This window comes from Curtobacterium sp. PhB130 (assembly GCF_003755165.1).
Taxonomy (GTDB): domain Bacteria; phylum Actinomycetota; class Actinomycetes; order Actinomycetales; family Microbacteriaceae; genus Curtobacterium.
On sequence record NZ_RKII01000007.1, the window covers coordinates 617605 to 626580 of the forward strand.

Genomic DNA, 8976 nt, shown 5'->3' on the forward strand with positions numbered 1-8976 from the left:
TACCCGACCAGACCGGAGGACCCGTGGACGCAACACGCTCGACGCACCCGGCCGGGCGTCCGTACGTGTCCGCGATGGCACTGGCGCTCGAGGAGGCCCGGGCGTGCCTCGCGACCGGGGACGTGCCGGTCGGGGCCGTCGTCCTCGACGCACAGGGCCGCGTGGTCGCCACCGGCCGGAACGAGCGCGAGGCCACGCAGGACCCCACGGCGCACGCCGAGGTGCTCGCCCTCCGTGCCGCGGCCGCCGCGACGGGGGACTGGCACCTCGACCGGCACACCCTCGTCGTCACGCTCGAGCCGTGCCCGATGTGCGCGGGGGCGATCCTCGCCGCACGGGTCCCGCGGATCGTGTTCGGCGCGTGGGACCCGAAGGCGGGAGCCTCCGGCAGCGTCTACGACATCGCCAGGGACCGTCGTCTGCCGCACCGGTCCGAGGTGGTCGCGGGTGTGCTCGAGGCGGAGTGCGCCGCCCTGCTCGACGACTTCTTCGCGGAACGGCGCTAGTCGCCGCTCCCTGCTGCTCCGCCGGACGGCGCTAGTCGGCCGCGCGGATCACGATCGCCTCGGTCGGCGGACGCGGTCCGGTGCGGAGCACGTCCGGCTCGACGTAGATGACCCGGGCGATCGGCACGGCGGCACGCACGCGCTGCTCGACGGTGTCGATCCCGGCGGCGACGTCGCCGAGTCGTCGGTCCCCGTCGACGGCGACCTTCACGCCGACCATCAGCTCTTCCGGGCCGAGGTAGAGGGTCTTGATGTGGATGATCGACTCGACCTCGGGACCGTCGAGCACGGCCGCCTTGATCTTCGTCACGTCCGCCGCCGTCGCGCCCTCCCCGACGAGCAGGCTCTTGGTCTCGATGCCGAGGACCAGCGCGACCGCGATGAGCAGCACCGCGATGAGCACGGTGCCGATCGCGTCGAACACCCCGTTCCCGGTCAGCGCGGTGAGGCCGACCCCGAAGAACGCGAAGACCAGGCCGGTCAGCGCCGCGGTGTCCTCGAGCATGACGACGGGCAGCTCGGGGGCCTTGGCGCGGCGCACGTACTGCACCCACGACAGCGAGCCCTTGTGCGGTGCCGCTTCCTTCAGTGCGGTGCGGAGTGAGAAGCCCTCGAGCCCGATCGCGATGACGAGCACGAGCAGCGGCAGCCACCAGTTCTCGAGGGGGTGCGGGTGCGCGAACTTCTCGATGCCCTCGTACAGGGAGAACACGCCACCGACGGAGAACAGCACGATGGAGACGACGAAGGCGTACACGTAGCGCTCACGCCCGTAGCCGAACGGGTGTTCCTCGTCGGCGGCACGTCGGGCGCGCCGTCCACCGAGGAGCAGCAGGAGCTGGTTCGCCGAGTCCGCGAGGGAGTGCACACCCTCCGCGAGCATCGATGCCGAGCCGCTGATCGCGGCGGCGATGAACTTCACGATCGCGATGCCGACGTTCGCGCCGAGTGCGGCGAGGATGGCCCGGTTGCCTCCGGAAGCGCTCACTGTGACCCCTGTCTCCTGATCTGCTGCCCGATCCTACGGGCAGGTCCCTCGGTAGGGTCGGGCCATGACGATCGAACTGCCCCGCACCGCCCTCGTCGGCGTCGGATCCATGTCCGGCGCGGTCCTCGACGGCCTCCTCGCCGCCGGTCTGGCACCCGACACCGTGGTCATCACGACGAAGTCCGAATCGTCCGCCGCCGCCCATCGCGAGCGCGGACTCGACGCCCACGCGAGCGACACCGAACCGGATGCGAACCGCGCTGCGGTCCGTGGTGCCGGCATCGTCGTGCTCGGGGTGAAGCCGTTCGCGATCGGTGACGTCCTCGACGAGATCGCCGGCGACCTCGCACCGGGCACCGTCGTCGTCAGCGTCGCCGTCGGGGTCACCACGGCCGCGATGGAAGCCCGCGTGCCGGACTCCGTCCGCGTCGTCCGAGCCCTGCCGAACACCCCGATCGGCGTCGGCCACGGCGTCACCGGCATCAGCGGCGGCGCCTCGGCGGACACCGAGGCGGTCGCGCTCGCGTCCAGCCTGTTCGACGTGTCCGGCGCAGTGATCGAGGTCCCCGAGGACAAGCTCGACGCCCTCTCCGCGGTGTCCGGCTCCGGTCCGGCGTACGTCTTCCTCTTCGTGGAGGAGTGGCAGCGCGCGGCCGAGGCGCTCGGCTTCACCCACGAGCAGGCCGAGACGATGGTGCAGGGCACCGTGCGGGGTGCGGTCGAGCTGCTCGAGCGTTCCGGCAAGGAGCCGGCGGACCTCCGGAAGGCCGTGACCAGCCCGAAGGGCACGACCGAGCGCGCGGTCGCGGTCCTGCAGGAGGCGGACCTGGCCGACACCCTGCGGCGTGCCGCCGACGCGGCGATCGCGCGTGCCGAGGAGTTGTCGAAGCTCTAGACCAGACCACAGACCGGACGGGAGGCCCGGTGCCAGCCGGCACCGGGCCTCCCGGCGGCCTGTGGTCTACTCCAGAGCGGCGAAGCGCTCCAGCGCCGTCGTCGAGCCGGACACGATGATCACGTCGTGCTCACCGATCACGCTGTCCGGCGTGGCCGGGACGAAGGCCTCGCCCGGGGGCTTGATGCCGAGCACGGTGAGGCCGAAGCGGGTCCGGATCGCGGTTGTGCCGAGGTCCTTGCCGCGGACCGCCCGTGGCGGGAACATCTTGACGACCGCGAAGTCGTCGTCGAACTCGATGAAGTCGAGCATCCGGCCGGAGACCAGGTGCGCCGTGCGCTCACCGGCCTCGCGCTCCGGGTAGACCACGTGGTTCGCGCCGATCCGGGACAGGATCGTGCCGTGCGAGCGGCTGATCGCCTTCGCCCAGATCTGCGGGATGCCGAGGTCGACGAGGTTCGCGGTGATGAGCACGCTCGACTCGAGGTCGCTGCCGGTGCCGACCACGGCGATCGGGAAGTCCTGCGCGCCGATCTGCCTGAGCGCGTCGATGTCGGTGGCATCGGCCTGCACCGCGTGCGTGACCCGGTCGGACCACTTCTGGACCAGGCCGGCGTCCGTGTCGACGACGAGCACCTCGCGGTCCTGGCGCTCGAGCTGCCCGGCGGTGGCGGCGCCGAAGCGGCCGAGGCCGATGACGAGCACCGGGGCGTCGTGGCTGACGGCACCGAACGGGTGCTGCGGGCGGGTTCGGTCAGCCAACGATCGGCCTCTCCTCGGGACGGCGGAACAGTTGCCGGCTCTGGCTGGCGGCCAGGGCTGCGGCGATGGTCACTGTACCGACACGACCCAGGAACATCGTCGCGGCGAGGACGTACTTGCCGGACTCCGGCAGCTCCCCGGAGATGCCGGAGGACAGGCCGCACGTGGCGAAGGCGGAGATCACCTCGAACAGCACCCGGTCGAGCGACTCGTGGGTGATCTGCAGCAGGACGATCGTGGCGACCGCGACGATCGTGGCGCCCCAGAGGACGACGGCCACGGCGACGCGGAGCACGTCGCTCGGGATGCGGCGGCCGAACGCCTCCATGCTCGCGCGGCCGCGAGCCTCGGCGACGGCGGCGAGGAACAGCACCGCGAGCGTCGTGACCTTGATGCCGCCGGCGGTCGAGGCCGAGCCGCCGCCGATGAACATGAGCATGTCGGTGACCAGCAGGCTCGACCCGTTCAGCTGGTCGAAGTCGACGAGCGAGAAGCCGCCCGACCGGGTCATGGTCGAGAGGAAGAGCGCCTGGAAGGCGGTCCGCCCGGCGCCCTCCTGGCCGAAGGTCGACGGGTTCGACGCCTCGAGCGAGATGTACACGATCGCACCGCCGACGAGCAGGACGGCACTGGTCGCCAGCGTGAGCTTGACGTGGATCGGCCACTTCCGGGGCGTGCGGAGCTGCTTCGTGAGCGCCCGGATCACCGGGAAGCCGATGGACCCGGCGACGACGCCGACCATGAGCAGCGAGAGGAACCAGTAGTCGTGCGCGAACGGGTCGAGGCCGCTGGCGTTCGGCGCGAACCCGGTGTTCGTGAAGGCCATCGCCGCGTAGTAGAAGGAGTCGCCGACCGCGCTCCAGAACGGGATGCCGGCGATGAGTACCGACGGCAGGAGCAGCAGGCCGAGCACGATCTCGATCGACAGCGTGCTCACCGCGACGGTGGCGAGCAGCGTGCCGACCTCGCCGAGCCGGACCGCCTGTCCCTCCGGCACCGCGCCGTGGTGCGTGCGGAGCGGGTTCGAGTCGCCCGCGGCCATCAGCTTCGCGCGCAGCCCGAGCTTCCGGGTCACGAACAGCCCGAGGATCGACGCGAAGGTCAGCACGCCGACGGCGCCGATCTGGGTGCCGATCACGACGAGGGTCTTGCCGAACACCGACCAGTGCGTCGCCATGTCCACGGTCGCGAGCCCGGTGACGCAGACCACCGACGCCGCGGTGAACAGCGAGTCCGCGAAGTGGGTCGACCGCCCGTCGGCCGCGGCCATCGGCGTCATGAAGAGCACCGTGAACACGAAGATCAGCGCGACGAAGACCAGGATCGCCAGGCGCGACGGCGAGGAGCGCAGCACGGTGGCGATCCGTGACACGCGTCTGCGGGAAGCGCCCGTCGAGACGGTCGGCGGCTCCGTGCGGTCGAGCATCGTATGCCTCCGAGGACATGGGCGGGACGCATCGCATGGTACATCCGTGCCCGGCCGGTTAGCCTTTCCCCATGGCCGACATCTTCAGCGTGGTCGCCGATCCGACGCGGCGGGAACTGCTCGGCGCGCTCCTCACGGCGTACGGCGCCGACGCGACCGGCGGGGAACTCAGCGTCGGCCAGCTCGTCGAGAAGCTCGGGGTCAGCCAGCCCACCGTCTCGAAGCACCTCCGCGTGCTCCGTGACATCGGCCTCGTGACCTCGCGCGAAGAAGGACAGCACCGCTACTACCGGCTCGACCCGGAACCACTCCTGCACATCGAGGACTGGGTGGCGCCGTTCACCGGCGCGGTCGACGCCGACGGCACGCCGGCGACCACCGCATGGACGCCCGACGGGCAGCCGGTCTCCGTCCGTCGGAACGGCGTCGCCGGCAAGGCCACGGTCGAGGTGGGGACCGAACTCGGGCGCGTCATGGCCGAGGCGTCGCACCGCGCCACGGCGGCGTTCTCGGGGGCGCAGCAGGGCTGGGAACGGGTCGTCGAGAGTTCGCGTCGCCGGTTCACGAAACGCTCCGACGAGGACTGACGCGTCGCCCTGGACACCGGGTATCACCCGCCTCTACAGTTACCAGAGACCACTCAGGTCACACCAACCTCCGCGTTCGGTCGAGCGCGTGCCCCGAAGGCGGATCATGACCGGCAGTTTCGACGACGTGCGCTTCCTCACCGTCGCTGAGGTGGCCGAGATGATGCGCGTCTCGAAGATGACCGTCTACCGCATGGTGCACGCCGGGGAACTCCCCGCGATCCGGTTCGGCCGTTCCTTCCGCGTCCCGGAGTCGGCAGTCGCCGAGGTCCTGCGCGGCGGCATCGCCGACGTCGGCTGAGTCCTCCGCCTGAGAGCGCGTTCGACATCACAGCGGCCCTCCGGTAGGATCGGGCAGGTTGATTTTCCGCGGCTTCATCGGCCCGGTGTCCGTACATCAGCATCAGTCCGAGCGAGGTCCACATGGGTTCTGTCATCAAGAAGCGTCGCAAGCGCATGGCGAAGAAGAAGCACCGCAAGCTCCTTCGCAAGACGCGTCACCAGCGTCGCAACAAGAAGTAAGTCGCGAGACTTGCCGCAGAAGCCCCGGTTCGCCGGGGCTTTCGCTGTTCCCGGGCCGGGAACCGTCGGGGCTACGCTGATCCCATGCCAGCCGTGACGCTCCTCACCAAGCCCGGATGCCACCTCTGCGACGATGCACGACCGATCGTGGAGCGGGTGGTCGCTGCCCATCCCGGCGTGACGCTCACGGAGCGCTCGATCCTCGACGACGACGCCCTCCGGCTCGAGTACGCCGAGGACATCCCCGTGGTGCTGGTCGACGGCCGCGTCCACAGCAACTGGCGTGTCGACGAGGACCGTCTCGTCCGCGCCCTCGAGAAGGCGGGAGCCTCCGCATGATCCAGCACGTCGTCTCGTGGACCCTCCGGGAAGACCTCGACCGCGCGTCGTCCATCGGGCGGATCCGCGAACTGCTGCACGGGCTGATCGGGGTCGTCCCGTCGATCCGCTCGCTGCAGGTCGTCGAGAACGTCGCCTACCCGGGGAAGAACCAGGACGTCGCCGTCGTGGCGACCTTCGACGACCTCGCCGGTCTCGACGTGTACCAGGTGCACCCGGACCACCAGGCTGCGGCGGCCGAGATCCGTGGACTGGTCACGGGGCGGGCCGCCATCGACTGGGAGAGCTGAGCCGAGCCTCCCGACTGGCGCGCTCCGCCCGCTTGCGCTGGCGCGCTCCGGCGGCGCACAACGAAAGCCGGCTCGAACCACGGAATTCCGTGGTTCGAGCCGGCTTCGGTTGTGCGGATGCGGTTCGCGCCGCGCCGCCGCGCGCCGCAGCCCGCGCCGTCGCGCCCCCTACGGGGTCAGGCGCGTCGGGCCGCGGAACAGGTACGTGACCTCGCGGATGGACGGCTCGCCGAGCATGAGCATCAGCACGCGCGCGAGGCCCATGCCGAAGCCGCCGTGCGGCGGCACGCCGTAGCGGAAGAAGTCCAGGTACCAGCCGAGCTCGGCCGGGTCCAGGCCCTTCTCCTCCGCCTGCGCGGTGAGGACGTCGACGCGGTGCTCACGCTGGGCTCCCGTGGAGATCTCGGCACCGTTGAACAGCAGGTCGTAGCTGTTCGTGAGCGTCGGGTCGTCGGCGTGGCGCATGTGGTAGTACGGGCGGATCGACGCGTCGTAGTCGGTGACGAACACGAACTCCGAGCCGTGGTGCTCCTTCGCCCAGGCGGACACGCGACGCTCGCCCTCCGGGTCCAGGTCGCCGTCGGCACGGACGACGTCGTGGCCGCTCTCCGCGACGATCTTCCGGGCCTCGGCCAGGGTCACGCGGGGGAACGGGGTCGCGGGGACCTGCAGCTCGAAGCCGAAGACCTCCTCGATGTCCTTGCCGTACTTCTCCTTGACCGCGGTGATGCCGGCCACGAGGACCTCTTCGTGCATCGCCATGACGTCCTCGTGGGACTCGATCCACGAGAACTCGGCGTCGACGCTGGTGAACTCGGTCGCGTGCCGGGAGGTGAAGGAGGGGTCGGCGCGGAAGGCGTCGGCGATCTCGAACACGGCACCGAAACCGGCCGGCTGTGCCATCTGCTTGAAGTTCTGCGGCGACTGCGCGAGGTAGGCGGTCGTCTCGAAGTACTCGAGCTGGAAGAGCTCGGCGCGGGACTCCGACGCCGACGCCATCAGCTTCGGGGTGTGGATCTCGATGTAGTCGCGCTCGACCCAGTACGTGCGGAACGCGTGCTCCAGCGTCGTCTGGATGCGGAAGATCAGGTTCTGCTTGCGGTTGCGCAGGTCGATGAAGCGCCAGTCGAGGCGCTTGTCGAGCGAGGAGTCGTCGGCGATCGGGGTCTCCGGGATCGCGGCGCTGACGACGGTGAGCTCGCCGACCTTCACCTCGAGGCCGCCGAGCTTGACGCGCTCGTCGTGCTTGAGGGTGCCGGTGACGTGGATGAAGGAGCCGTGCGCCAGACCCGAGATCGTCTCGGTCGTGGCGAGTGCTGCGGCCGAGGCGTCGTCGCCTTCGGTCGCCTCGCGCGTGGCGGGGTTCACGAGCTGGACGGCGCCGGTCTCGTCGCGGAGGACGACGAACTGCACCTTCTTCTGATCGCGGACGGTCTCGACCCATCCGGCCACGGAGACGGGACCGTCGGGGAGGGCGGCGAGGTCGCTGATGCGGGTGCGTTCGATCACGGTCGTCGAGTCTACCGGGCTGCCGGTTCTGCACAGCCCGGTTCCGTCCGACGGTTCTCCACAGACACCGCCGGGAGGCCCGGCTCGCCCCCGGTGCGTCCGTAGCGTTCTCGACGTGGCCGGGTCGCGAGCGGGGAGGAGGTCCTCATGACGGTGCTGACGGTGGGGACCGACGGTCTCGCGGCCTGGCCGCCTGCGGCGGTCGCGACGGTGGTCGCAGCGTTGTGCGCGGCCGGACTGACGATGGTCGTCGCGGTGGTCGGCGGCTGCTGGGCCGTGCTCCGTTGGCGGCGGGACGTGCACCGCGAAGAGCGTGACCGCGCGTGGACGCGCATCGTGTGGGCGATCGACCTCGTGTGCTCTGACGACGTGGGCCAGAACGAGATCGGTCGCCTTGCGTTCGAAGCGGCATGCGACATGCAGATTGCTCGCGGCGTTGACGTGGAGTTCGTCACCATCGTGGACAACCTCATCAAGACCCGAGCAGGAGGAGCATGACCATGGGAGTCAAAGCCGATGCGTGGAGCGCCGATGTCGAGCGGCGGTGGCGGGAGGGCGTCCGTCGTCGGCACCGTTTCCGGAAGCGGAAGGCCGAGGCGATCATCGCGGCACACGACGAGCGTGTTCGGGTCTGGTGGGAACTGGTGCTGGAGGGGCGCGCAGAGCGTGCGGAGCGAGAACAGGATCGGCGCGCGGCCGAGCGTGCGCGGGGCTCAGGGGAGCGAAGCGCGGAGGGAGCCCAGCGTGCCGATGAACTCCTCGGCCATGCCCGCCCGCTCGACGAGCTTCGCGTGGCGGGCCCGCGCGTCCTCCAGGAAGGCATCGAGGCGCGCTGCGCGTGCGGCCGTGTCGTCCGCATCACTGCCGGGGAGCCCGTCGACGATGCTGAGGAGGTCGCCCATCTCGTCGAGTGAGAACCCGAGCGGCTTCATCCGACGGATGACGAGCAGCCGCTCCAGGTCGCGCTCGGTGTACACGCGGAAGCCACCAGTGGTGCGGCCGCTCGGCACGAGCAGCCCGACCTCGTCGTAGTGCCGGATCGTCCGGAGGGACATCCCGGCGCGGTCGGCGAGTTCACCGATGTGCATCGTCCCGGCGTCGTGCTGGTCGTCGTGCTGTTCGTCGTACTCGGTCATCGCGCCCAACCCTACC

General features: G+C 70.4%; 13 protein-coding genes. 8 read left to right on the plus strand and 5 right to left on the minus strand.

Going from position 1 to position 8976, the window contains the following annotated elements; genetic code table 11:
- Positions 1 to 74 precede the first annotated feature (74 nt).
- On the plus strand, positions 75 to 506 hold the full coding sequence (locus EDF24_RS08745; protein ID WP_123702642.1) for a nucleoside deaminase: 432 nt from the start codon (positions 75 to 77) through the stop codon (positions 504 to 506).
- 31 nt (positions 507 to 537) lie between these two features.
- On the opposite strand, the gene EDF24_RS08750 is transcribed toward EDF24_RS08745, so the two are convergent.
- Positions 538 to 1494, minus strand: coding sequence for a cation diffusion facilitator family transporter (locus EDF24_RS08750; RefSeq protein ID WP_123655518.1), 957 nt, complete (start codon positions 1492 to 1494; stop codon positions 538 to 540).
- Positions 1495 to 1558: 64 nt separating this feature from the next.
- On the opposite strand from EDF24_RS08750, the gene proC reads away from it, so the two are divergent.
- Complete coding sequence (proC, locus tag EDF24_RS08755) at positions 1559 to 2389, plus strand: pyrroline-5-carboxylate reductase (RefSeq protein WP_123702278.1); 831 nt, start codon at positions 1559 to 1561, stop codon at positions 2387 to 2389.
- A 66-nt stretch (positions 2390 to 2455) separates the two neighbouring features.
- Here the strand turns inward: proC and EDF24_RS08760 are convergent, their stop codons facing one another.
- A complete protein-coding gene (locus tag EDF24_RS08760) occupies positions 2456 to 3151 on the minus strand; it encodes a TrkA family potassium uptake protein (RefSeq protein ID WP_185017394.1) in 696 nt (231 codons plus the stop codon).
- The gene (locus EDF24_RS08765; protein ID WP_123655516.1) at positions 3144 to 4577 is read right to left on the minus strand and encodes a TrkH family potassium uptake protein; all 1434 of its coding nucleotides are present in this window, start codon (positions 4575 to 4577) and stop codon (positions 3144 to 3146) included. Before EDF24_RS08765 ends, EDF24_RS08760 begins: the two co-directional genes overlap by 8 nt.
- Before the next feature lie 71 nt (positions 4578 to 4648).
- Here EDF24_RS08765 and EDF24_RS08770 point away from each other — a divergent pair, with 71 nt between their 5' ends.
- The 5 genes from EDF24_RS08770 to EDF24_RS08790 all read left to right on the plus strand — a co-directional run bounded on the left by EDF24_RS08770 (position 4649) and on the right by EDF24_RS08790 (position 6315).
- Complete coding sequence (locus EDF24_RS08770) at positions 4649 to 5164, plus strand: helix-turn-helix transcriptional regulator (RefSeq protein WP_123655515.1); 516 nt, start codon at positions 4649 to 4651, stop codon at positions 5162 to 5164.
- 106 nt (positions 5165 to 5270) lie between these two features.
- Complete coding sequence (locus EDF24_RS08775; RefSeq protein ID WP_111080648.1) at positions 5271 to 5465, plus strand: helix-turn-helix domain-containing protein; 195 nt, start codon at positions 5271 to 5273, stop codon at positions 5463 to 5465.
- 122 nt (positions 5466 to 5587) lie between these two features.
- Positions 5588 to 5686: a 30S ribosomal protein bS22 gene (locus tag EDF24_RS08780; RefSeq protein ID WP_003792170.1), complete on the plus strand. Its 99-nt coding sequence runs from the start codon at positions 5588 to 5590 to the stop codon at positions 5684 to 5686.
- A gap of 84 nt (positions 5687 to 5770) precedes the next feature.
- Positions 5771 to 6025 (plus strand): glutaredoxin family protein, encoded by a 255-nt coding sequence (locus EDF24_RS08785; protein WP_123655514.1) that lies wholly within the window; start codon positions 5771 to 5773, stop codon positions 6023 to 6025.
- On the plus strand, positions 6022 to 6315 hold the full coding sequence (locus tag EDF24_RS08790) for a Dabb family protein (RefSeq protein ID WP_123655513.1): 294 nt from the start codon (positions 6022 to 6024) through the stop codon (positions 6313 to 6315). The genes EDF24_RS08785 and EDF24_RS08790 overlap by 4 nt, the downstream gene beginning before the upstream one ends.
- Positions 6316 to 6483: 168 nt before the next feature.
- On the opposite strand, the gene aspS is transcribed toward EDF24_RS08790, so the two are convergent.
- A complete protein-coding gene (gene aspS, locus EDF24_RS08795; RefSeq protein WP_123702280.1) occupies positions 6484 to 7824 on the minus strand; it encodes an aspartate--tRNA(Asn) ligase in 1341 nt (446 codons plus the stop codon).
- Positions 7825 to 7971: 147 nt separating this feature from the next.
- Here aspS and EDF24_RS08800 point away from each other — a divergent pair, with 147 nt between their 5' ends.
- Positions 7972 to 8322, plus strand: a complete 351-nt coding sequence (locus EDF24_RS08800; RefSeq protein ID WP_123702282.1) for a hypothetical protein — start codon at positions 7972 to 7974, stop codon at positions 8320 to 8322.
- Between the two features lie 215 nt (positions 8323 to 8537).
- Here the strand turns inward: EDF24_RS08800 and EDF24_RS08805 are convergent, their stop codons facing one another.
- Positions 8538 to 8960, minus strand: a complete 423-nt coding sequence (locus EDF24_RS08805) for a MerR family transcriptional regulator (protein ID WP_260233395.1) — start codon at positions 8958 to 8960, stop codon at positions 8538 to 8540.
- Positions 8961 to 8976: the final 16 nt, after the last annotated feature.